Below are 22,536 nucleotides of genomic sequence, written 5' to 3'. Positions count from 1 at the left end.
TCGTGACGACCGCACTTGCCCCATTCGACTACGAAGCCGCCATCGGCGCCTGCGCCCGCGGCGACCGGCACGCCCTGCGCCGGCTGTATGACCAAGAAAGCCCGCGCCTGCTGGGCGTGGCGCTGCGCATCGTGCGCGACCGCCAGAGCGCCGAAGACGTCGTGCACGATGCCTTCGTCAGCATCTGGACCCGCGCCGGCAGTTTCGACGCCACGCGCGGCTCCGGGCGCGGCTGGATGTACACGATCGTGCGGCACGCTGCGCTCGACGCCGTGCGCGACGGCGCCCACGAAGTCGGCGTCGACGAAGACACGCTCGACGCGCTCGATGCCGATGCGTTCGACCCGAACATGGCGGATGCCTTCGAGCTGCGCCAGGACATGGGCCGCCTGCACGAGTGCCTCACGCGGCTCGACCCGGCCAAGCGCAACAGCATCCTGCACGCCTATGTGGATGGCTTCTCGCACAGTGAAATCGCCGAGCGGCTCAAGTCGCCGCTGGGCACGGTCAAGGCCTGGATCAAGCGCGGCATGAGCGCGCTGCGGGAGTGCATGGTATGAACGCGACACACGATGATGACGACCTGGCCGGCCAATACGTGCTTGGCACGCTGCCGCGCGCCGAGCGGCTCGCGGTCGATGCGGCGCTGGCCAATGATGCGACGCTGCGCGCCCGCGTCGCCTTCTGGGAAGAACGCCTGCTGCCCTTGACCACGCTGGTAGAACCGAGCACGCCGCCGGCGTCGCTGTGGGCGCGCATCGAGCGCAGCGTGGGGCCGGTGGCCACGCCGGCACCTGCCGCGCGCAGCAGCTGGTGGGAACGCCTGGGCCTGTGGCGCGGCCTGGCCGCAGGTGGTTTTGCCGCCGCTGCCGTGATGGCGGTGGTGGTGGGGATCCGCGTGGTCGAGGTCGAGCAGCCGCGCTATATGGTCGTGCTGGCCGCGCCGCAGAACGCGGCGCCGGGCTGGGTGCTCAAGATGACGGGAGAGTCCACGCTGCGCCTCGAACCGCTCGTGGCCACCGCCGTGCCGGCCCAGCGCGCGCTGCAATTGTGGACCAAGGCCGACGACTGGAGCGGGCCGGTGTCGCTGGGCCTCGTCAAGCCGGGCGAGAGCGTCGAGGTCAGGCTCGACAAGCTGCCGAAGGTCGTGCCGAACCAGCTGTTCGAGATCACGCTCGAACCGGAAGCCGGCTCGCCGATCGGCAAGCCGACCGGCCCGATTTTGTTCATCGGCCGCGCCGTTGTGATCTGAACAAAGCAAAAACGGTACAACAAAAAAAGGGCGTTCCCACGCAAGCGGGAACGCCCTTTTTCAATCTACAACGTGATCAATGCAGCCAGATCAACGCAGCCAGATCGCGATGTCCTTCACGCCCGGCGTGCCGCTGCCGATCACCGAGGTGGCCGGGGTGGCGGCGCCGCCGATCGGCGTGCCGGCGCCGGTGGTGATGTCGACGCGGTACAGCGACGTCGGGCCGCCGTCGGTCGTGCGCAGGGCCGCCAGCACCAGCCCGTTGGCGCCGCCGGCGATGTCCATGCCGCCGTCGCCGGCGATCGTCACGCCCAGCGGGCCGACATTGACCAGCGTGCCGTCATTCGGCGGGTTCTGCAGCGCGAGCACCGAGCTGGCGCTGTCCACGTCGAACAGCTGGGTCGCGGTCGCGTTCGGGATGCTGTTGGTGTAGGCGGCAGCTGCCACGACTGGCGCCACGCCGGCGCGGTTGATGGCGCCATCGGTGGTCGTCGCGCCGGTGTCGACGTTGATGCGCAGGCTCTGGCCGCTGTTGCTGATCACGCGCAGGCGGTCGGCCACCGGGTTGAAGTCGACGGCAAACGCGGTGCCGGCAATCGCGGTGTATGGCAGCGTGGTGTCGGTGGCGTCGGCCGCCAGCGTCGCCTTCACGGTGGCCACGCCCGTGGCTGGATCGATCGTGATCAGACGGGCAGTCGAGGTCAGGCCATACAGCATATTGTCGCGCGGCCGCACGTCGATGCCGAGCACCACTTCGCCGGCAGCCAGGCCGCTGATGGCGACATTGGTGTCGAGCGTGTTCGGCGTGGTCACCTTGAAGCCGACCAGGCGGTTATTGTCGGTCAGGCCCAGCACGACCGGCGCCTGCGCCGCGCGCAGTGCGATGCCGCGGATGTCTTCGGTCACGCCCAGCGCGCCCACCAGCGTGGTCGGGGCGGTGGTGGCGGCCAGGTTCACGCCGTACAGATTGCGGGCGCCGCCGACGGTGGCAACCATATAGCCCATGTTCGTGCGCGCATCGATATCGAAACCATTCACAGGGCCGGTGACGATGCCCAGCGGGACCGGGCTGGCCAGCGTGCCGTTGTTTGGCGGGATCTGCGAATACAGCGTGTTGTTGACGGCATCGATGCCATACAGCGTGGTCGAGCCGGTGCCGGCGAACGAATTGGTGTAGGCCGAGGCGCTGATCGCAGTATTGGCCGCGCCGCCGTTGATGCTGCCGTCGGTGGTCGTCGCGCCGGTGTCGACGTTGATGCGCAGGCTCTGGCCCGTGTTGCTGACGATACGCAGGCGGTCGGCCATCGGGTTGAAGTCGACGCCGAAGTTGGCGCCAGCCAGCGCGGTGAACGCGTCGGTCGTGTCTGTGGCGTCCGCGGCCAGGCGTGACTTGTTGGTGGCGGCGCCGGTGGCGGCGTCCAGCGTATAGATGCGGCCGGTCGAGCCGACGCCGTAGAGCATGCCGTCGGCCGGGCGCACGTCGATGCCGACCAGGTTTTCGCCGCTTTGCAGGCCGGTAACCAGCACATTGGTGCGGATGGTGGCCGGGGTGGCGCGGTCGAACGAGACCAGACGGTTGCTGACGGTCAGGGCAACCACATCGCCAACAGTCGCGGATGCCGGCGGCGGGGTGGTCGGCGGCGTCACATCGACGTAATCGTCGTCATCGCTGCCGCAGGCGGTCAGGGCAAGTGCGATCGAAGAAGCGAGGACGAGCTTGGCGAATTGTGGTTTGTTCATGGTGTGTCCTTATTAGTAGAATTAGTCGTCATTGATGAATCGGGGCGCATCGCAACCGGCAGGCTTGCGATATCGACACCGGTACTACGCGCCAGATGCAGGATTGGATGCAGCAGTTTAAAAATTATTTTGTCAAACAGCCCGCCGTGCTCATGCATTTCGCATAGGCGTGAGAATGCACGCATTTTGATAACAATGTCGCATGTTACTGTTATGAAATTCTGCTGCGATTGTTTTGCACCACTAACCTCTGATCAATGGTTCTTTCATGCGTGTCTCGTTGGGTGAGGTCGTCTCTGTCGTCACGTTTGCCGTGGCGTTTTCAAGCTCGGGGATCAAGACCTGGTCGGTCCTGTCGAAGGCGGAGTTCAGCCCGGCGTTCTATATCGCCAGCGGCATCTTCAGCATGCTGATCTGTTCGCTACTGCTGCTGGCCTTTGCATCGGTGCGCGCGTGGACACGGGTGCGATGAGCATGGGCCGGCGCAAGCGCCTGACGTTCTGGGGCGCGCACGACGATGACGACAGCCTGCCGCGCAGCGTGATGGCGGGCCACAAGACCGTCACCGCCGATACGGTCGAAGACTATTACAAGCCGTATGGCGACTATGGCGACGGCAGTTATGCGCCGGGCGACGTCATCGAGGTGTATGACCTGAAGCAGCGGCTGCGCTGCATCATCCGGGCGACGAAGGTGATGGTGATCCGGTTCGGCGAGATTCCCGAAGAGGTATGGCGCGGCGAAACCTTTGCCAGCGCCGAGGAATTCAGGCAGGTGCATATCGACTGCCTGCCGCACCTGGACCTGCATGATGACTTTGAATTCGTCACGCTGCACTTCGAGCTGGTCGAGATCGTCGCTGGGTAGCCCGTGCCGGGGTCGTGCCTGGATCGTGCTTCGGGTGCGCCAGGATCTACACTACCCCACGGCCCTGCAGCGCCGCGATCTCTTCGTCACTTTTGCCCAGCACATCGCGCAAGACGTCCAGCGTGTGCTGGCCCAGCGTCGGCGGGGCGATGTCGCTCGTGGCCGGCGTGGCCGACATCCGGATTGGATTGCGCACCAGCGTGACCTGGCCGGCGCTCGGATGCGTCAGCGCGATCGCCATCGCGCGCGCGCGCACCTGCTCATTGGCGAAGACTTCGCCCACGTCGTTGATCGGCCCGCACGGCACGCCGTGTTCTTCCAGCAGCGCGATCCAGTCGGCGCGCGACTTCGTGGCGACCATCGCGGCCAGCAGCGGCACCAGCACGTCGCGGTTCTGCACCCGCAGCGGGTTGGTGGCAAAGCGCGCGTCGACCGCCAGCTCGGGCCGGCCACCGGCCTCGACGAACTTCCGGTACTGGCCGTCGTTGCCGGTGGCGACGATGATGTGGCCATCGAGGCAGGCGAAGGTCTGGTACGGCACGATATTGGCGTGCGCATTGCCCCAGCGCTGCGGCGCCTTGCCGCTGTTGAGGTAATTGCTGCCGACATTGGCCAGCATCGCCACCTGCGTGTCGAGCAGCGCCATGTCGATGTGCTGGCCTTCGCCGCTGCGGTCGCGGTGCGTGAGCGCGGCCAGCACGGCCACCGTCGCATACATCCCGGTCATCAGGTCGGTCAGCGCCACGCCGGCTTTTTGCGGCCCGCCGCCGGGCAGGTCGTCGCGCTCGCCGGTCACCGACATCAGGCCGCCCATGCCCTGGATCAGGAAGTCGTAGCCGGCGCGGTGCGCGTACGGCCCGTCCTGGCCAAAGCCCGTGATCGAGCAGTAGACCAGGTCGGGTTTCAGCACTTTCAGGCTCGCGTAGTCGAGGCCATAGCGCGCCAGGTGGCCCACCTTGAAGTTCTCGAGCACCACGTCGCACGACAGCACCAGCTCGCGCAGCAGCGCCTGGCCTTCGCTGCTGGCGATATCGACCGTCACCGAGCGCTTGCCGCGATTGGCCGCCAGGTAATAGGCCGCTTCCGGCGTGTCGCGGCCGGCGGCGTCCTTCGCATACGGCGGGCCCCAGGCGCGCGTATCGTCGCCGCTGCCGGGGCGCTCGATCTTGATCACGTCGGCGCCCAGGTCGGCCAGGTTCTGCGAACACCATGGCCCGGCCAGCACGCGCGACAGGTCGAGCACGCGGATGTGGCCGAGGGCCTTGGGCAGGGAAGCGGGGGCGTTGGATGGCGTCATGGAGGCATCGGGATGAGCGGTCGGGAAGCGCCGATTATAGCGGGCCGGGCGTGGGCTTTGGCGCCAGCAACCCAGCCGCGAACAGCGCCCGTTCGCGCTCGACGATGGCGTCGACCGTGCGGGCCTCCAGCCCCATCGCCTCGAGCACGAAGCTGGATAGTTGCAGGCTCGCTTCCAGCGTCTCGGGCACCACGACCGAGGCGCCGGCCTGGCGCAGGTCGCGCGCGTGCTTCTCGTCGCGCGAGCGGGCAAACAAGGCCACGTGCGGGAACTCGCGCCGGATGCCGTGCACGGCCTGCAGCGCGGCAAGGGGCTGGTCCATCGTGAGCACGATCGCGGGCGCCTCGCCGGCGTGCACACGGCGCAGCAGTTCGGGGCGGGCGGCATTGCCGAACCAGACCGGCCAGCCTTCGGCGCGCAGCTGCGCCACCAGGCGCGCATCGGTCTCGAACGCCACAAAGGCGATGTTCTGCGCGGTGAGCAGCTTGCCCAGCTGCTGGCCCACGCGGCCGAAGCCGGCGATGACGACCTGCCCGCGTGCGCCCTCCAGCGCCGCGTGGTCGTGCTGCGCGGCCAGTTGGTCCGCGCGCGTTTCCATACGCTCGCCAATGGCCGTGCCCAGGCGCGCCATCAACGGCGTGATGAACAGCGACAGGCCCACGGCCAGCATCACGCGCGCACCGAGCGCCGGATCGAGCACGCCGCTGCTGGCCGCGTAGCCGATCACGATGAAGGCGAACTCGCCGCCCTGGCCCAGCAGCAGCCCGCCCTCGACGGCGCGGCCCCACGGCAGGCCGCCGATGCGAAACAGCAGGGCGATCACGACGCCCTTGACCAGCACCAGCCCGAGCACGAAGGTGGCGAGCCACAGCGGCGCATCGAGGATCTGGCGGGTGTCGATCGTCATCCCGACGGTCATGAAGAACAGGCCCATGAGCAGGCCCTTGAACGGCTCGACCATCAGCTCGACTTCGTGCTTGAATTCGGTCTCGGCCAGCAACAGGCCGGCGATCAGTGCGCCCAGCGCCATCGACAGGCCGGCGGCGGCTGACAGCGCGGCGATGCCGAAAGTCGCCAGCAGGACGAGCGCCATGAACACGTCGGGCTGGCGCTGGCGGGCGAAGGCGCGAAACAGCGGATGCACGACGCGCCCGCCGACCAGGTAGATGATGGCGATGGCGCCGGCGGCCTTGGCCAGCGTGATGGCGGCGAGCATTGCCACGTGGTCGCCGCTGGCGTCACTACCGCCCGCGCCCTTGGCCAGCGCGCCGATCAGGATCAGGATCGGCACCACGGCCAGGTCCTGCAGCATCAGCACCGCGAACGCAGCCTGGCCGAGGGGCGTGCCGGTGCTTTGCTGCCCGTTCAGCAGTTGCATGACGACGGCGGTGGACGAGAGCGAGAGCACGAGCCCGAGGATGACGGCGGCCTGGCCCGCCAGGCCGTAGATGTACAGCGCGGCGCCGATCAGGCTGGCGCTGGCCGCGACCTGCGCGCTGCCGGCGCCGAACACCCAGCGCCGCATCGCCCACAGGCGGGCGGCTGAGAGCTCCAGGCCGATCATGAACATCAGGAACAGCACGCCGATTTCGGCAAGCATCGAGATGCCGGGGCCGGCGGGAAAGGTGAGAAAGGAAAGCCACGGCGTGGCGGGCGCCAGCGAACCCAGGCCGAAGGGGCCGAGCAGGGCGCCGACCGCGAGAAAGCCGAGCACCTGGTTGATGCGCAGGCGCTGCAGGGTGGGGATGAGGATGCCGGCCAGGATCAGGAACAGCAGGATTTCGCGCAGGAAGGGGAAGGCGTGGTGGTCGTTCACTGGGTGGCCTGTTGGTGAGGGGCCGGGGGATTGTAACTTGTGGGTGGTGGGTCGCTGTGATTGTCGGGGTTGTTCGCAGCTGGCGACGTCGGGCAGGAACTTGGGTCACCGCCTCCGCGGGGACGACGTGCTGAGGTCGCGTGCCAAAGGTGAACTTCGTGCCCCATGCTTCAACCCGTCGTTCCCGCGGAGGCGGGAACCCAAGTCTGCACGCCGACCCGCGGCCTCACATGACTACGCCCCCGACTGCACCGCTTCCACGTCCTCAGCCTCGACCCGGCTGTCCCCACCGGCCACGTCCTGGCGCCGTTCGGCTTCTGCCTCCAGCTCGCGCCGCTCATCGCGATCGGCATTGCGGAGGTCGACATAGCGGCGCAGTGCGTCGTCCAGCGACGGCAGCAGCGCGCCCCGTTCGCTGGTGAGTGCGCAATACCGTGGGCGCGGCGCCGTGAAGCCGAACTCTTCGGCCGGCAGCGCTTCCAGCCGGCCCGCGTCGATGCCGGCCAGGTCGGCAGCGCGCCGCGCCAGATCGGCCCAGGTCAGTTCGCCCTGGTTCGCCAGGTGCCAGATACCGGCTTCGCGGTCCACCGCCAGGTCCAGGCACGCATGCACCAGGTCGGGCACGAAGGTGGGCGAGACCGTCAGGTCGCTGGCGGCCACGAACGAGTCGCCCCGTTCCAGCGCGGCCAGTGCCTGCGTGACGAAGTTGTGCCCGTCCCACGGGCCGAAGAAGGCGCTCGTTCGCACGACCAGCGCGCCCGGGTGGTTGAGCAGCACGACGCGCTCGGCCTCGGCCTTGCTGCGGCCGTACACGCCCAGCGGCGCGACCGGGTCGGACTCGACATACGGGCGCTCGTTGCTGCCGTCGAACACGAGGTCGCTCGAGAACGTGGTCAGGTGGATGCCATGCTGCGCGCAGGCGGCGGCCAGCGTGGCCGCGCCCACCGTGTTTTCGCGCATGCAGCGTTCGAGTTCGCGCTCGGCGTCGTCCACGCGCACATAGCCGCAGGTATTGATGACCGCCCACGGCTTGTAGCGGGCCAGCGCGCGCTCGACTGACTCGGCGTCGGCGATGTCCATGTCCTGGCGCGACAGCAGGCGGTGCGCCAGGTTGCGCTTTTCGCAGATGCGGGCAAAGGCGCGGCCCAGCGTGCCGGTGGCGCCCAGGATCAGGATCGGCGCAGCGCTCGAGCCGACCAGGCGGTGGCCGTCGGCGGCGATCGACGTGAGCGCGTCGGGCGTGGCGACCGGCTGGCACACGAAGCGCCCCGGGCGGCGCCACCAGCCCTGCGCGCGCAGCACCGGATGCGACAGCGGCGTACCGGCCGCCAGTTCGGTCATCATGGCCGCCAGCGCGGTGGGGCGCGGCAGCGGCGAGCGCACGTCGAGCGGGCCCGGTTCGTAATAGCCGCGATTGGCGGTGACGAGGCAATTCCAGTCGAAGGAACCGAGCAGCGCCCAGACCGTGACGGCGCGCACGTCGACGCCGTTGGCGCGCGACTGCTGCGCCGCTTCCCAGATTTCAAGCAGCCAGCGCATCTGGTCTTCGCGGTTGGCGTCGATATGCGCTTCGGTGATTGCCAGCGGAATGCCGTAACGTTCCCAGATCTCGAGCAGCAGCGGGGCGATGCCGGGCGTGGGCGTGGCCAGCACGCGCGAGGCTTCGACGTCGGCGCATGGGATGCCATCGGCCATGCCGCGGTGGTGCGCCGGATAGCGCTCGGGGCGGTGGTCGAGCCAGCGTTCGCTGGTGACGTAGTAATTGCAGCCGATGATGTCGGGCGGGCACGGATTTTCGCGGAACCAGAGGATCTCGGCAGCCTCGAAGCTGCTCCGCAGCAGGTAGTGCCAGAGCGGATGCTCGGGACCGACCTTGCCGCATAGCAGATCCCAGCCCAGCCAGCGGCGCTCGTTGTAAAAGTCGGCGATCTCGCTCAGTTCGGGCGTGCTGTAGGTCTTGCCGAGATCGTCGGTCTGGATCAGTTTGGCATCGGGATTGACGGCGCGGATCGCGCGCATCGCCAGCACGGTCGCGCGGCACTGGTTGAACAATGCCTGAATGAAGGTGCGGTCGTCGCGGCCGTGCGGGTACCACACGCCATACAGGCCGGCAAAGCGCGCCGTGGTGCAGATTTCATTGACGGGGGTGTAGTACTCGAGCCACGGATAGCGCACGGCGACGGCGCCGGCGTAGTCGGCAAGTTCTTGCGCGAAGGCCGGGTCGACCAGGCTCGTGTGGCGCGGGCCGCTGCCGTGATGCACCAGGCCGGCGATCGGGGTGACGCCGGCATCGCGCAGGGCGTTCAAGCGTTCGTCGGGCCAGTGCCAGCTGGCGTGTTCGAGGCCGTCCGGGGCCGTGCGTTCCCACAAGATGGGATAGCGGATGGCGCGGATGCCAAGTGCGGCGAAGCGGGCGATGTCGCAGGGGCGGTCGGTGTGGCCGTTACGGTCGAGCTGGCTGAAGTACTCGTCCTGCACCCGATTGACGGTGCATTCGAGGCCGCCCCAAAGTTCGAGTGGATGGTTCTGGCTGTTCGTGCTCTTGTTCATGGCTTGTTATTCCTTAATATTATTGCAACTAGCTGGTCGACATGAAGTGCTCTGGATCATCGGTGCTGTGTATGGGAGAGCCCTGCTGCCGAGCCATGGATCGGGTTGCGGTTGACAGGGCGGCGTCAACCTGCAACCATGCGGTCCATGATCTTTCCGAAAGCACATCCAATTCTTGTTTCCTGGTGGCGCCGCTGATAGCGCGCGGCCACGGGAAATGATGTGCATTTCATAGCCGCCTCGATTCAGGCGGCGTTCACTTTGTGACGCAGCGATCGGGGCATAGAACCAGGAACCTCGATGACACTGCCTACCACTACTACGACTGCTCCAACGACCCCTGCTGCAAATTCGATCATCCTTACCGGTGACCGGCCGACGGGCCCACTGCACCTGGGCCACTTCGTCGGCAGCCTGCGCGATCGCGTCGCTTACCAGCATCAATACCGCCAGTTCGTGATGCTCGCCGACTCGCAGGCCATGACCGACAATATGGATGACTTGGGTAAGGTACACCGGAACGTGGTGGAGGTGGCGCTCGATTACCTTGCTGTCGGGATCGACCCAGGCAAGACCACCGTGTTCATCCAGTCGCAGATTCCCGAACTGACCGAACTGACGTTCTATTACCTGAACCTGGTCACCGTCGCGCGCCTCGAGCGCAACCCGACCGTCAAGGCCGAAATCGTCCTGCGCGGCTTCGAGCGCGACATCCCGGCCGGCTTCCTGACCTACCCGGCCAGCCAGGCCGCCGACATCAGCGCCTTCAAGGCCAATATGGTGCCGGTGGGTGAAGACCAGATCCCGATGATCGAGCAGTGCAACGAGATCGTGCGCAAGTTCAACCGCATCGTCGGGCGCGACATCCTGGTCGAAGCCAAGGCCTTCGTGCCCGAAGTGGGGCGCCTGCCGGGTATCGACGGCAAGGCCAAGATGAGCAAGTCGCTCGGTAACACGATCAACCTGGGCGCCAGCGCCGACGAGATCCGCGCCGCCGTCCGGAATGTCTACACCGACCCGCTGCACCTGAAGGTGTCCGATCCAGGCCATATCGAGGGCAACGTCGCCTTCACATACCTCGATGCGTTCGATACCGACAAGGACGGCCTGGCCGAGATGAAGGCGCATTACCAGCGCGGCGGCCTGGGCGACAGCATCGTCAAGAAGCGCCTCGAAGGCATCCTGCAAGAGATGCTGGCGCCGATCCGCGCCCGCCGCGAAGAGTTTGCGAAAGACCCGGCCTACGTCATGCAGATGCTGAAGGACGGCACGATGAAGGCGCGCGAAGTGGCGGCGGCGACCACCGATGAAGTCAAGAAGGCGCTGGGCCTGTCTTACTTTTAAAGTGCGCCTTGAGTAGCGTCAAACAATGCCGCCGGTAGCGCGGCGCGACGCTATCGGTTCTGCCAGTAGCGTGACGATCCCGGGAATGGCAAGCTTCACGCCTGTCCAATTACCCGGGGGTTCTCATGAGCAAAGGCTTGCGCCTGACTGAAAAATGGATGCAAGGCGCCCTGTGGCTCGTTGCTTTCGCGTTTGCCGGCTTTTTGATCGGGCTGGGCGGTCTGATCGTACAAAACCTGCGCAACGTCGAAGCGCCACTGGAGGTCGAGCAGTTCATGGATCCGGCACAGGCGGCCAGGACGCGCGCCGAGGTGGATGCTGCGGAGAAGGCCCGCGACGCGGCGCAATCCCGGCTTGAACAAGCCAGCCAGAAGCATAGGGTAGCGCAGTCGAACACAAGCTCGGCGCAGGAGACGTTCAGCAACTGGCTGGCAACCCGGCAAGCGACTGCGCGGCCCGACCAGGACCCTGAACTGATCAGGCGCACCGAAGCACTCGATGAATTGGCGCGCGTCGAACGCACGGCACTGGCGGCAGTCGAGGCCGAGCAGCAGGCACTGCTGGACGCAACCCAGGCCCAAGAGCGCGCCAGCCTGCGTTGGAGCGCGCTGGAAGCGCCGGCCCGGCAAGCGTTGATGAAGGAGATCGATGCCCGCGAGCTGCGCGTGTTCGGGTATCGGCTGGCGCTGACCCTGCCGCTGTTGCTCGTGGCCGGCTGGCTGTTCAAGCACAAGCGCAAGACGCCCGACTGGCCATTCGCCTGGGGCTTCATCCTGTTTGCGCTGTTTACGTTCTTTTTTGAACTGGTGCCGCACCTCCCGAGTTATGGCGGTTACGTGCGCTACATCGTCGGCATCATCCTGACGGTGGTTGCCGGGCGCTATGCCATTGCCTGGCTGCAGGGCTACCTGGCACGCCAGAAACTGGCCGAGGCGATGCCCGATGCCGAGCGGCGCCAGGGGATGCGCTACGACGTGGCCCAGACCCGGATTGCCAAAAGCCTGTGTCCGGGCTGCGAGCGGGCCGTCGACCTGAAGGATGGCAAGAACGATTTCTGCCCGCACTGCGGCATCTGCCTGTTCAACGGTTGTCCGGCCTGTACGACGCGCAAGAATGCGTTTGCGCGCTTCTGCTTCGCCTGCGGCACGGCTGCTAACACCACGCTGGCCGATTGATGAAAAAAAACCGCAGCCGGCCGGGCCGGTTGCGGTTTTGCAGGTAATACGCTAACCGGGATCAGTCACGCAGGTCGGCTGGCACCTTGCCGCCGTTGGCCGCCAGCTTGTTCATGACCTGGCGGTGCAGCCAGATATTCATCTTGGCCGAATCGTTCGTGTCGCCGGTGTAGTTCAGTTCGGCAGCGAGTTCCTTGCGCGACTGCAGGCTGCTGTCCAGGCCGAGCAACTTGAGCAGGTCGACGATCGACGTGCGCCAGTTCAGTTGCTGGCCCGACGAGGCGAGCATGCCGTTGAGGATTTGCTCGACGTCGACCGGCTGGGCCGGCGCCGCTGCCGGTGCCGGTGCGCTGGCCGCTGGTGCTGCTGGCGCCGGTGCTGCGGTTGGGGCAGCAGTCGGTGCAGCAGGTGCGGCCGCTGGCGTTGCCGCCGGTGCCGCATCTTTCTTGCCAGGGAAAATTTTATGGAAAATATTGCTCAGGATACCCACGGGACCCTCCTTTTCTGGTGATTGCTTTCGGATATTGTTTGCCATATAGCCCAATGCAACGGCCAGGGCGGCGCCCCCGGCAGCCTTGATCAGCGTCGGATGCTCGGCATAGAAATCGCTCATACGGTCGACAATGCCGGGATTCTGTTGTTGCGCTTTTTCAGCCAGTTCTTGCACTTGCTCAGGTGAGACCTGCGCCGCCTGTTCGGGCGTCACTTGCGTTGGCACATTGTTGCCAAATATCTTGCTCAGTGCACCGCCGGCAACCGACGACAACACGCCGCCGCCGGCGCCACCCAGCAAGCTGGTGAGCATGCCGGCGCGCTGGTTCGGGTCGCTCTGGCCGAACAGCTGGCTGACCATCTGCGAGAAGGGTGGTGTCTGGTCCGAGCGCAGTGCGCTGGCGATGCCCTGGGCGACACTGGCCCGGGGCGCGTTTTGCGCCACCTGGTCGAAGTCAGCGGCAGCCTTGCCATTGGTGTCGGCGGCGCCTGCACCGCCGAGATACTGTTGCAACAAATTTCCTAAATCAAAAGCCATATGCTCTCCTGCTCCGTGAATCCGGGAATGGACGACCAGCGTAGGCCGTTGAGCGGGAGCGCTCTGTTCGATGACGAACCCCCAGGGCGTCCGGCGCCAATTTGCCAAGTGGACATGTGCCCGCAGCGGGCGGTAAGCTGTCGGCATGCCCTATCTCGCGCTCGTCGTCTTCCTTGTCCTGTACCTGTTTGCCAGCCTGGCCTGGAGCATGTCGCAGATCGTCGGGGCCGCCTATCTCGTCATCAGCCTGACCTGCTTCGTGGCCTACGCGATGGACAAGTCGGCCGCCCGCGCCAGCAGCTGGCGCACGCCCGAAGCGACGCTTTTGCTGCTGGGGCTGATCGGCGGCTGGCCCGGCGCCGTGCTGGCGCAGCAATGGCTGCGGCACAAGACCAGCAAGCACTCTTTCCAGTGGAAGTTTCAAGCGACGGTGGCGCTGAACCTGGGCATGTTTGCCTGGCTCGCGTACCGCTTCGCGCAACCGGCCGCGTCGTGAAGAACAATCCTGTGTGGCCCTGGCCGCGCATCCTCGCGCACCGTGGCGGCGGCACGCTCGCGCCCGAAAACACGGTCGCCGGCCTGCGCTGCGGCATGGCAGCCGGCTTTCGGGCAATCGAGTTCGACGTCATGCTGGCGCGCGACGGCGTCCCCGTGGTGCTGCACGATCCCGGCCTGGGCCGCACCGTGCGGGGCAGCGGCAGCGTGTTTGAACACGATGCATCGGAACTGGCCGCGATGGACGCCGGCAGCTGGTTCGCCCCCGCATTCGCGGGCGAGCCGGTGCCGCTGTTCGACGCGTTTGCCTGCTTGTGCAAGGCCCACGGCATCTGGATGAATATCGAGATCAAGCCGGCGCCCGGCTACGAACTGGAAACCGGCCGTACCGTGGCGCAGATGACGGCCGCGCTGTTTGCCGACGCGCTCGTATCCGGCGACACCGCCGCAGCGCCGCTGCTGTCGTCGTTCAGCGACGTGGCGCTGGCGGCCGCGCGTGCGGCGGCGCCGGCGGTGCCGCGCGCCTGCCTGATCAGCGCGCTCGGCGCCGATTGGCAGGCGCGGGCGGCGGCACTCGGTGCGCGCGCCATCCATACCAATCACCTGCATCTGAGCCAGGCGCAGGCGCGCGCCGTGAAAGACGCGGGTTACAGTCTGTTCTGCTACACCGTCAACGATGCGGGCCGCGCGCGCGAATTGCTGAACTGGGGCGTGGATGCCTTCTGCACCGACCGCATCGACCTGATCGGCCCCGATTTCGCCTGACGCCAAGCACGCAATATATTTACAAACAGGCCTCAAGAACCGCTGGATGGTTGACGTTAAGAAATGACGATCACCGGGACAAGGTTGCCGCCATGGCACTTTCCATCACCACCAACACGCTATCGCTCAGTACGCAGCGCAGCCTGCGCACGCACGACACCGAACAGGCCAAACTCATCGAGCGCCTGGGTTCCGGCATGCGCATCAACCGCGCCGCCGACGATGCGGCCGGCCAGGCGATCGCCACACGCCTGACGTCGAACCTGCGCGGCGCGAGCCAGGCCATGCGCAGTTTGAGCGACGCTACCTCGATGCTGCAGGTGGCCGACGGCGCCATGGCCAGCGTCACCGACACCCTGCAGCGCCTGCGCGAACTGGCGGTGGCGGCCGGCAATGGCAGCTACACGGACGGCGATCGCGGCGCGCTCCAGAAAGAGGCGCAGGAACTGCTGAAACACATCACGCAGGTTGGCGCCGATACCCGCTTCAACGGCGAGCAAGTGTTTTCGCAAGACACGGTCAGTATCGGTGGCGATGAGAAACGGCGCGCCGTGCTTGACGGCCTGCAAGGGGGCTGGCTCAGTTCGGCCGAAGACATGATCAAGCAGCACTACGGGCTGATGGGCGACGGCGCGACACTGACCGTCAACCTCGACACCACGGACGGCGCCTACAACGTGCTCGCCTCGGTGTCCGGCACCACGTCCGGCGGCAAGATGAGCAACTTGCACCTGAACCTCGACATGGCCGATTTCGGCAGCGCGGCCACGCCGGACGGCGGCAGTGCGCCGCTCTACAGCGACCGCATCGTCGCCCATGAAATGGTGCACGCCGTGATGGGCCGCACGATGAATATGGGCGCGCTGCCGCAATGGTTCGTCGAAGGCACAGCCGAACTGATCAATGGCGCCGACGAACGCCTGGCCGGCGCTGGCAGCATGGCGGGCGTGGTCGCCACCATCGCCGGCGGGGGCTTCTCGTACGAAGGCGGGTATGCCGCCAGCCGTTACCTGCACGACCGCATGAAAGACCTGGGCGTGGAGGGCGGCGTCAAGGGCGTCATGCAATATTTGAACAACAACCAGTCCGCCAATCTCGACCAGGCGCTCGATGCCGTCTCAAAAGGCGTGTACACCAGCAACGCCGCGTTCCTGGCCGACTTCGGCGCCAACGGCGAACAATTTATCAATACAAAAATGAACTTGACCAATGCCGATACCGGCGCCATCGGTGGTTTCGACGCCGACGGCGGCGCCGTGCGTGACGCCCGTGCGGTGGTGCCAGCCAGCGGCACGAACAATGCGGCGGACGGCCTGGCCGGCTTCAAGGTCTTGTATCCGGACGAAGGCGGCGCTTCCGGCGTGCGGCGCGTGCAGGTGCAGGCCGGCGATAATGCGGGCGACCTGATCGACCTGCAATTCTCGTCGATGAACGCGCGCGCCTTGGGCCTGGCCAATCTCGACATGACGCGCTCGACCGTGGCGCTGCTGTCGATCGACCGGGCGCTGGCGTTCGTGAACGAGCAACGCGTGCGCACCGGCGCGTCGAGCAACCGCCTCGACCTGGCCGCCAGCACGCTGGAGACGGGTGCGCAGAACATGCAGGCGGCGCGCTCGCGCATCCAGGACACCGATTACGCCAGCGACACGGCCCGGCTGACGCGCTCGCAGATCCTGCAGCAGGCGGCGTCGGCAATGCTGGCGCAGGCCAACGGCCAGCCGCGCTCGGTGCTGAACCTGCTGCGCTGACGGCGCCGCGCACGGCAGGTGTCAATATCGGTGCGACCGATATTCCGTGGGGGAGCTAGGCTATAATCGTTCCTTTATTGGCACGCTGCCTCACTCCGCCCACCGATCAGACATGAAATCCTCCGACATTCGCGAAAAGTTCCTCAAGTTCTTTGAATCCAAAGGCCATTCCATCGTGCGTTCCAGCCCGCTGGTGCCGGGCAACGACCCGACCATGCTGCTGACCAATAGTGGCATGGTGCAGTTCAAGGATGTCTTCCTGGGCCTGGATTCGCGCCCGTACTCGCGCGCCACGTCCGTGCAGCGCTGCGTGCGCGCCGGCGGCAAGCACAACGACCTGGAAAACGTCGGCTACACCGCGCGTCACCATACGTTCTTCGAAATGCTGGGCAACTTCAGCTTCGGCGACTATTTCAAGCGCGATGCGATCCAGCTCGCCTGGGAACTGCTGACCAAGGTGTATCTGCTGCCGGCCGACAAGCTGACCATCACTGTCTATTTCGAGGATGACGAAGCCTACGATATCTGGGCCAACGAAATCGGCGTGCCGAAAGAGCGCATCATCCGCATCGGCGACAACAAGGGCGCGCGCTACGCGTCGGACAATTTCTGGCAGATGGCCGACACCGGCCCGTGCGGTCCGTGCACCGAGATCTTCTACGACCACGGCGCCGACATCTGGGGCGGTCCTCCTGGCTCGGCCGAAGAAGACGGCGACCGCTTCATTGAAATCTGGAACCTCGTGTTCATGCAGTTCTACCGCGACGAGTCCGGTTCGCTGACCCCTCTGCCAAAGCCGTCGATCGACACCGGCATGGGCATGGAGCGCCTGGCCGCCGTGCTGCAGAACGTACACAGCAACTACGAAATCGACCTGTTCCAGAATCTGATCAAGGCCGCCGCGCGCGAAACCGCCGCCCCTGACCTCGAGAACAATTCGCTCAAGGTCATCGCCGATCACATCCGCGCCGCATCGTTCATGATCGTCGACGGCATCATCCCGAGCAGCGAAGGCCACGGCTACGTGCTGCGCCGCATCGTGCGCCGCGCGCTGCGTCACGGCCACAAGCTCGGCCAGACCAAGCCATTCTTCTACAAGCTGGTCGCCGACCTCGACACCGAGATGGGTGAAGCCTACCCGGAACTGCGCAGCGCGAAAGAGCGCGTGGCGCAAGTGCTCAAGGCGGAAGAAGAACGTTTCGGCGAAACGCTCGAAAACGGCATGAAGATCCTCGAAGCCCAGCTGGCCAAGGATCCGAAGAACCTCGACGGCGGCACGGCGTTCACGCTGTACGACACCTACGGCTTCCCGCTCGACCTGACGGCCGATATTTGCCGCGAGCGTGGCATCACGCTCGACGAAGCGGGCTTTACCGCGGCGATGGAACAGCAAAAGAAAACCGCGCGCGCCGCCGGCAAGTTCAAGATGGCCGCCAACGTCGACTACGCAGGCGAAAAAACGAAATTCGTCGGCTACGATTCGCTGGCCCACAACACGCACGTGCTGGCGCTGTATGCCGATGGCGTGAAGGTCGACGAGCTCAAGGCTGGCCAGGCCGGTATCGTGGTGCTCGACACCACGCCGTTCTACGCCGAATCGGGCGGCCAGGTGGGCGACCAGGGTCTCATTGGCAACCTTGGTGGCGACGGCGCGATCCGTTTCGAGGTCGAAGACACGCTCAAGATCCAGGCTGACGTGTTCGGTCACCACGGCGTGCTGCGCGAAGGCACCCTGAAGGTTGGCGCGACGGTCGACGCGCAGGTGGACACGGCCAAGCGCGCCCGCACGATCCGCAACCACTCGGCAACGCACCTGATGCACAAGGCGCTGCGCGAAGTGCTGGGCACGCACGTCCAGCAAAAAGGTTCGCTGGTCGATCCGGACAAGACCCGTTTCGACTTCAGCCATCCGCAGGCGCTGACGCTCGACGAGATCACGCAGGTCGAGGCGATCGTCAATCGCGAGATCCTCGAGAACCACGCCACGCAATCGCACAATATGACGTTCGATGACGCGGTCAAGCACGGCGCCATGGCGCTGTTCGGCGAGAAATACGGCGATACGGTGCGTGTGCTCGATATCGGCACCTCGAAAGAGCTGTGCGGCGGCGTCCACGTGACCCGCACCGGCGACATCGGTCTGTTCAAGATCGTGTCGGAAGGCGGCGTCGCGGCCGGTATCCGCCGCATCGAGGCGGTCACGGGCGAAGGCGCGCTGGCACTGGTGCAATCGATCAACCGCAAGCTGATCGAAGCGGCCGGCGCCCTCAAGACCAATCCTGACGAACTCACCAGCCGCATCGGCCAGGTGCAAGAGCAAGTCAAGCTGCTCGAGAAAGAAGTCGCCGCGCTGAAGTCGAAGCTGGCCTCGGGGCAGGGCGACGAGCTGATCGCGCAAGCCATCGACGTGAACGGCATCAAGGTGCTGGCCGCAACAATGGAAGGCGCCGACGTGGCGACCCTGCGCGAAGCGATGGACAAGCTCAAGGACAAGCTGGGCACTGCCGCCATCGTGCTGGCCAGTGTGCTCGATGGCAAGGTCAGCCTGATCGCGGGCGTGACCAAGGATGCCACCGGCAAGGTCAAGGCCGGCGAACTGGTCAACTTCGTGGCCCAGCAGGTGGGCGGCAAAGGCGGCGGCCGTCCGGACATGGCGCAGGCCGGCGGTACCGATCCATCGGGCTTGCCGACGGCGCTGGCCGGCGTGGCTGGCTGGGTGGGTCAGCGCGCGTAAGCAACATTCTGCCAATTAAAAAACGCCGCCACTTTTTGGCGGCGTTTTTTATTGCCTTCTTTGCATCGTCCTCATAGAATCGTGCACGAACGTTAACCTTCATCAAGGCGATCATGCTGACACTTCGGGTTCTGGTAACGGGTTTGCTGGCAACGGTGGTATCGGTGGCGCAGGCCCAGATGCCGGCGAAAGACACGGTCAAGGGCGGCAAGGATCATCCGCTGCTCACGCGCTTTGAGGGCGCGAAACTGGTCGGCTACGAGGTCAAGCAATTCGACGAGGCCATGCTGCCGGCGGGCAAGCGCACCCGTATCGCAGGCAAGTGGGGCTTCGAGAAAACCCTGCGCCTCGAAGGCAAGTACACCCGCATCGCCTATGTCTATCCCCAGGACCGTTCGTCGCTCGAAGTCCTGCGCAACTACCAGGCGGCGTTGGAAAAGGCCGGCATGAAGAGCACGTTCGCCTGCGTCAAGGAAACCTGCGGCGAGGATTTCGGCGACTTCTTCCAGCAGCAGCGGGTTGGCAACAACTTCATCGAAGGCGGCGAGGCGGCGTACTCGCCCTTCAACTACGGCCGCAATGACAACCGCTATCTGCTCGCATCGGGTGCCCGGCCCGATGGGTCCGCGCTCACCGTCGCCGTGTACGTTGTCGATCCGGTCAAGGGCAAGCTGGGCGGTGTGTATCTCGACATCGTCGAAGGCCAGCCGATGGAAGGGGGCAAGGTGGCCGCTAACCTGAACGCGGCCGACATGGCCAAGGGCATCGCGACGGACGGCAAAATCGCGATCTACGGCGTCTACTTCGACACCGGCAAGGCCGACGTCAAGCCCGAATCGGCGGCGGCGCTGGCCGAGATGGCCGCCATGCTCAAGCAAGCTCCGAAGCTCAAGGTGTTCGTGGTCGGCCATACCGACAATCAGGGCGCCGTGGCCCAGAACCTGGCGCTGTCGCAACGGCGCGCCGAATCGGTTGTCGGGGCCTTGGCCGGCACCTACAAGGTCGATGCGGCCCGGCTCAGTCCGAAGGGCGTGGCGGCGTACGCGCCACTGGCGTCGAACCGTGCCGAGGCGGGTCGCCAGCAGAACCGGCGGGTCGAACTGGTCGAGCAGTAAGGTCTGACATCAAGCGCAAACACCGCGACGTTTTATTCCGCCAGCTTGCCGGAACGTCTATTGCGCGCGCCGTTTTGGACCACATCTTGTTGGCATGATGCACCGCCGCAGTGCTTTTTCGTGAGCATCCAGTACAGACCCGGTGTAAGTTCGTCAAGCATTTAACACCAGGTTGCAGTCTCGCAACAATGTGTGACTATTTTGGTGCGGTGCGTCATACTGCTTGAATTGGAGTAGTATTCGAGTTCCAGCACCATCCTACTGATCAGGAATGCGATGAGCGACATCATTTTCGACACCGACACCGACACCATGGAATTCCAGAGAGATCTGGATGCGCGGGGGCTCAATTGCCCGTTGCCCATCCTGAAAGCGAAGAAGACGCTCGCCGAAATGGAGAGTGGCCAGGTGCTGCGCATCGTGGCCACCGACACCGGCTCCGTGCGTGACTTCCAGGCATTTGCCAAGCAAACCGGCAATGCGCTGCTGGCCCACACCTTTGAGCACGGCGAGTTCACTTTCCTGATGCGTCGCAAGTAATACAACCGACCTTGTTGCGCCTGTCGACACAGAGCGCGCAATGTTGTGACGGGGCGTGCGCCCCGTCTGTCTCCCCCGAATCCACGGCAGAACGAGCACTTTAGGTGATTTCCTCTACTAAAAAATCGCACGCTCGTGCTTTAATTTGGCCCGTCGCCCCGATTTCTCTTATAATCTGAGCCACTTTAGTCTGTCTCCATCTCATTTTAAAAGGCACCCCATGAAAGTCCTGGTACCCGTCAAACGCGTGGTCGACTACAACGTCAAGGTTCGCGTCAAGTCCGACAACAGCGGTGTGGATATCGCCAACGTCAAGATGTCGATGAACCCGTTCGACGAAATCGCGCTGGAAGAGGCGACCCGCCTGAAAGAAGGCGGCAAGGTTACCGAAGTGGTGGCGGTCTCGATCGGCGTGGCCCAGTGCCAGGAAACCCTGCGCACCGGCCTGGCGATCGGCGCCGACCGCGCGATCCTGGTCGAGACCGCAGGCGACACCGAGCCGCTGGGCGTGGCCAAGATCATGAAGGCGCTGGCTGACAAAGAGCAGCCACAGCTGATCATCCTGGGCAAGCAGGCGATCGACGACGATTCGAACCAGACCGGCCAGATGCTCGCCGCGCTGCTGGGCTGGCCGCAAGCGACGTTCGCGTCGAAAGTGGTGCTCGACGACGACAAGGTCACCGTGACCCGTGAAGTCGACGGCGGCCTGGAAACCGTGGCGCTCAAGCTGCCTGCGGTCATCACCACCGACCTGCGCCTGAACGAGCCGCGCTACGTGACGCTGCCGAACATCATGAAGGCCAAGAAAAAGCCGCTCGAGACGATCAAGCCGGACGACCTGGGCGTGGATGTGGCGCCGCGCCTGAAAACCCTGAAAGTCGTCGAGCCGGCCAAGCGCTCGGCTGGCGTCAAGGTGCCCGATGTCGCAACGCTGGTGCAGAAGCTGCGCACTGAAGCCAAAGTCATCTGAGCTGTCTGTCGTCACTTAAAGAATAGGAATCAACATGGTCGCATTAGTCATTGCTGAACACGACAACGGCTCCCTGAAGGGCGCTACCCACCACACCGTGACCGCAGCCGCCCAGTGCGGTGGCGACGTGCACATCCTCGTCGCTGGGGCCAATTGCGGCGCCGCCGCCGAAGCCGCCGCGCAGATCGCAGGCGTGTCGAAAGTGCTGGTCGCCGACGCGCCGCACTTCGCCGACGGCCTGGCCGAGAATGTCGCCGAGCAGATCCTGGCGATCGCCGGCAGCTACTCGCACATCCTGGCGCCAGCCACCGCCTACGGCAAGAACATCCTGCCGCGCGTGGCTGCCAAGCTCGACGTCGCGCAGATCTCCGAAATCACCAAGGTCGACTCGCCCGATACGTTCGAGCGCCCGATCTACGCCGGTAACGCGATTGCCACCGTGCAGTCGAGCGACAGCGTGAAAATCATCACCGTGCGCGGCACGGCGTTCGACTCCGCCGCCGCTGGCGGCTCGGCTGCCATCGAAGCCATCGCTGCCGTGGCAGACGCCGGCACGTCGAGCTTTGTCGGTCGCGAGCTGGCCAAGTCGGACCGTCCTGAGCTGACCGCCGCCAAGGTGATCGTCTCGGGTGGTCGCGGCATCGGCTCTGCCGACAACTTCAAGATCCTGGAACCGCTGGCCGACAAGCTGGGCGCGGCCATGGGCGCCTCGCGCGCCGCCGTCGACGCCGGCTTCGTGCCGAACGACTGGCAGGTTGGCCAGACCGGCAAGATCGTCGCGCCAACGCTGTACATCGCCGTCGGCATCTCGGGCGCGATCCAGCACCTGGCCGGCATGAAGGACTCGAAAGTCATCGTCGCCATCAACAAGGACCCGGAAGCGCCGATCTTCTCGGTGGCCGACTATGGTCTGGTGGCCGACCTGTTCGAGGCAGTGCCGGAGCTGGTCAAGGAACTGGGCTAGGCATCAGGCGGGGAAGCGATGCGTATCCGTCTGCTTCCTTTGCCAACGTATAACAAACCGTCGTTCCCGCGCAGGCGCACTGCTGTCCGGAATAATCTTGTTGACTGTCGCATCAGAATAGACATCCCTGATTT

General features: G+C 65.3%; 19 protein-coding genes. 14 read left to right on the top strand and 5 right to left on the bottom strand.

Annotated features, from left to right (window positions below; genetic code table 11):
- Nucleotides 1-2 precede the first annotated feature (2 nt).
- Both AB2N08_RS19215 and AB2N08_RS19210 read left to right on the top strand, forming a co-directional pair.
- The gene (locus tag AB2N08_RS19215) at nucleotides 3-560 is read left to right on the top strand and encodes a sigma-70 family RNA polymerase sigma factor (RefSeq protein WP_367612507.1); all 558 of its coding nucleotides are present in this window, start codon (nucleotides 3-5) and stop codon (nucleotides 558-560) included.
- The gene (locus AB2N08_RS19210; protein ID WP_367612506.1) at nucleotides 557-1,252 is read left to right on the top strand and encodes an anti-sigma factor; all 696 of its coding nucleotides are present in this window, start codon (nucleotides 557-559) and stop codon (nucleotides 1,250-1,252) included. The genes AB2N08_RS19215 and AB2N08_RS19210 overlap by 4 nt, the downstream gene beginning before the upstream one ends.
- 90 nt (nucleotides 1,253-1,342) lie before the next feature.
- Here the strand turns inward: AB2N08_RS19210 and AB2N08_RS19205 are convergent, their stop codons facing one another.
- Nucleotides 1,343-2,992, bottom strand: a complete 1,650-nt coding sequence (locus AB2N08_RS19205; protein WP_367612505.1) for a DUF4394 domain-containing protein — start codon at nucleotides 2,990-2,992, stop codon at nucleotides 1,343-1,345.
- A gap of 268 nt (nucleotides 2,993-3,260) precedes the next feature.
- Here AB2N08_RS19205 and AB2N08_RS19200 point away from each other — a divergent pair, with 268 nt between their 5' ends.
- Both AB2N08_RS19200 and AB2N08_RS19195 read left to right on the top strand, forming a co-directional pair.
- A complete protein-coding gene (locus AB2N08_RS19200; RefSeq protein WP_367612504.1) occupies nucleotides 3,261-3,464 on the top strand; it encodes a hypothetical protein in 204 nt (67 codons plus the stop codon).
- Nucleotides 3,461-3,859, top strand: coding sequence for an ASCH domain-containing protein (locus tag AB2N08_RS19195; protein WP_367612503.1), 399 nt, complete (start codon nucleotides 3,461-3,463; stop codon nucleotides 3,857-3,859). The genes AB2N08_RS19200 and AB2N08_RS19195 overlap by 4 nt, the downstream gene beginning before the upstream one ends.
- 46 nt (nucleotides 3,860-3,905) lie before the next feature.
- Here the strand turns inward: AB2N08_RS19195 and AB2N08_RS19190 are convergent, their stop codons facing one another.
- From AB2N08_RS19190 to AB2N08_RS19180, 3 genes are all read right to left on the bottom strand, one after another.
- Nucleotides 3,906-5,156, bottom strand: a complete 1,251-nt coding sequence (locus AB2N08_RS19190) for a CaiB/BaiF CoA transferase family protein (protein WP_367612502.1) — start codon at nucleotides 5,154-5,156, stop codon at nucleotides 3,906-3,908.
- A 34-nt stretch (nucleotides 5,157-5,190) separates the two neighbouring features.
- Nucleotides 5,191-6,972, bottom strand: coding sequence for a cation:proton antiporter domain-containing protein (locus tag AB2N08_RS19185; protein WP_367612501.1), 1,782 nt, complete (start codon nucleotides 6,970-6,972; stop codon nucleotides 5,191-5,193).
- Nucleotides 6,973-7,206: 234 nt separating this feature from the next.
- Nucleotides 7,207-9,522, bottom strand: coding sequence for a family 1 glycosylhydrolase (locus AB2N08_RS19180; RefSeq protein WP_367612500.1), 2,316 nt, complete (start codon nucleotides 9,520-9,522; stop codon nucleotides 7,207-7,209).
- A gap of 300 nt (nucleotides 9,523-9,822) precedes the next feature.
- Here AB2N08_RS19180 and trpS point away from each other — a divergent pair, with 300 nt between their 5' ends.
- Entirely contained in the window at nucleotides 9,823-10,866 is a 1,044-nt protein-coding gene (trpS, locus tag AB2N08_RS19175) for a tryptophan--tRNA ligase (protein ID WP_367612499.1), read from the top strand.
- Nucleotides 10,867-10,991: 125 nt separating this feature from the next.
- Nucleotides 10,992-12,041, top strand: coding sequence for a serine endopeptidase (locus tag AB2N08_RS19170; protein WP_367612498.1), 1,050 nt, complete (start codon nucleotides 10,992-10,994; stop codon nucleotides 12,039-12,041).
- Nucleotides 12,042-12,102: 61 nt separating this feature from the next.
- Here AB2N08_RS19170 and AB2N08_RS19165 read toward each other — a convergent pair whose 3' ends face one another.
- Nucleotides 12,103-12,531 (bottom strand): DUF3597 domain-containing protein, encoded by a 429-nt coding sequence (locus AB2N08_RS19165; protein WP_367612572.1) that lies wholly within the window; start codon nucleotides 12,529-12,531, stop codon nucleotides 12,103-12,105.
- A 685-nt stretch (nucleotides 12,532-13,216) separates the two neighbouring features.
- On the opposite strand from AB2N08_RS19165, the gene AB2N08_RS19160 reads away from it, so the two are divergent.
- From AB2N08_RS19160 to AB2N08_RS19125, 8 genes are all read left to right on the top strand, one after another.
- Entirely contained in the window at nucleotides 13,217-13,567 is a 351-nt protein-coding gene (locus AB2N08_RS19160; RefSeq protein WP_367612497.1) for a DUF1294 domain-containing protein, read from the top strand.
- An 11-nt stretch (nucleotides 13,568-13,578) separates the two neighbouring features.
- Nucleotides 13,579-14,331, top strand: coding sequence for a glycerophosphodiester phosphodiesterase (gene ugpQ / locus AB2N08_RS19155; RefSeq protein ID WP_367612571.1), 753 nt, complete (start codon nucleotides 13,579-13,581; stop codon nucleotides 14,329-14,331).
- Nucleotides 14,332-14,423: 92 nt separating this feature from the next.
- Complete coding sequence (locus tag AB2N08_RS19150; protein WP_367612496.1) at nucleotides 14,424-16,079, top strand: flagellinolysin; 1,656 nt, start codon at nucleotides 14,424-14,426, stop codon at nucleotides 16,077-16,079.
- A 112-nt stretch (nucleotides 16,080-16,191) separates the two neighbouring features.
- Entirely contained in the window at nucleotides 16,192-18,813 is a 2,622-nt protein-coding gene (alaS, locus tag AB2N08_RS19145) for an alanine--tRNA ligase (protein ID WP_367612495.1), read from the top strand.
- Nucleotides 18,814-18,926: 113 nt separating this feature from the next.
- Nucleotides 18,927-19,928 (top strand): OmpA family protein, encoded by a 1,002-nt coding sequence (locus AB2N08_RS19140; RefSeq protein ID WP_367612494.1) that lies wholly within the window; start codon nucleotides 18,927-18,929, stop codon nucleotides 19,926-19,928.
- Between the two features lie 312 nt (nucleotides 19,929-20,240).
- The gene (locus AB2N08_RS19135; protein ID WP_367612570.1) at nucleotides 20,241-20,468 is read left to right on the top strand and encodes a sulfurtransferase TusA family protein; all 228 of its coding nucleotides are present in this window, start codon (nucleotides 20,241-20,243) and stop codon (nucleotides 20,466-20,468) included.
- 220 nt (nucleotides 20,469-20,688) lie between these two features.
- On the top strand, nucleotides 20,689-21,438 hold the full coding sequence (locus AB2N08_RS19130) for an electron transfer flavoprotein subunit beta/FixA family protein (RefSeq protein ID WP_367612493.1): 750 nt from the start codon (nucleotides 20,689-20,691) through the stop codon (nucleotides 21,436-21,438).
- A gap of 34 nt (nucleotides 21,439-21,472) precedes the next feature.
- A complete protein-coding gene (locus AB2N08_RS19125) occupies nucleotides 21,473-22,402 on the top strand; it encodes an electron transfer flavoprotein subunit alpha/FixB family protein (RefSeq protein ID WP_367612492.1) in 930 nt (309 codons plus the stop codon).
- Nucleotides 22,403-22,536 lie beyond the last annotated feature (134 nt).

Source organism: Massilia aurea, assembly GCF_040790145.1.
Lineage (GTDB): Bacteria > Pseudomonadota > Gammaproteobacteria > Burkholderiales > Burkholderiaceae_D > Telluria > Telluria aurea_C.
The sequence above is the reverse complement of the archived record's forward strand: the minus strand, read 5'-3'. Positions and strand labels throughout refer to the sequence as shown.

Excerpts from the sequence above, each read along its gene's own strand:
- AB2N08_RS19125 (WP_367612492.1), top strand. The coding sequence starts at position 21,473 with ATGGTCGCATTAGTCATTGCTGAACACGACAACGGCTCCCTGAAGGGC.
- AB2N08_RS19135 (WP_367612570.1), top strand. The coding sequence starts at position 20,241 with ATGGAATTCCAGAGAGATCTGGATGCGCGGGGGCTCAATTGCCCGTTG.
- AB2N08_RS19205 (WP_367612505.1), bottom strand. The coding sequence starts at position 2,992 with ATGAACAAACCACAATTCGCCAAGCTCGTCCTCGCTTCTTCGATCGCA.
- AB2N08_RS19180 (WP_367612500.1), bottom strand. The coding sequence starts at position 9,522 with ATGAACAAGAGCACGAACAGCCAGAACCATCCACTCGAACTTTGGGGC.
- AB2N08_RS19160 (WP_367612497.1), top strand. The coding sequence starts at position 13,217 with ATGCCCTATCTCGCGCTCGTCGTCTTCCTTGTCCTGTACCTGTTTGCC.
- AB2N08_RS19210 (WP_367612506.1), top strand. The coding sequence starts at position 557 with ATGAACGCGACACACGATGATGACGACCTGGCCGGCCAATACGTGCTT.
- AB2N08_RS19195 (WP_367612503.1), top strand. The coding sequence starts at position 3,461 with ATGAGCATGGGCCGGCGCAAGCGCCTGACGTTCTGGGGCGCGCACGAC.
- AB2N08_RS19200 (WP_367612504.1), top strand. The coding sequence starts at position 3,261 with ATGCGTGTCTCGTTGGGTGAGGTCGTCTCTGTCGTCACGTTTGCCGTG.
- alaS (WP_367612495.1), top strand. The coding sequence starts at position 16,192 with ATGAAATCCTCCGACATTCGCGAAAAGTTCCTCAAGTTCTTTGAATCC.
- AB2N08_RS19150 (WP_367612496.1), top strand. The coding sequence starts at position 14,424 with ATGGCACTTTCCATCACCACCAACACGCTATCGCTCAGTACGCAGCGC.
- AB2N08_RS19140 (WP_367612494.1), top strand. The coding sequence starts at position 18,927 with ATGCTGACACTTCGGGTTCTGGTAACGGGTTTGCTGGCAACGGTGGTA.
- trpS (WP_367612499.1), top strand. The coding sequence starts at position 9,823 with ATGACACTGCCTACCACTACTACGACTGCTCCAACGACCCCTGCTGCA.
- AB2N08_RS19130 (WP_367612493.1), top strand. The coding sequence starts at position 20,689 with ATGAAAGTCCTGGTACCCGTCAAACGCGTGGTCGACTACAACGTCAAG.
- AB2N08_RS19170 (WP_367612498.1), top strand. The coding sequence starts at position 10,992 with ATGAGCAAAGGCTTGCGCCTGACTGAAAAATGGATGCAAGGCGCCCTG.
- AB2N08_RS19190 (WP_367612502.1), bottom strand. The coding sequence starts at position 5,156 with ATGACGCCATCCAACGCCCCCGCTTCCCTGCCCAAGGCCCTCGGCCAC.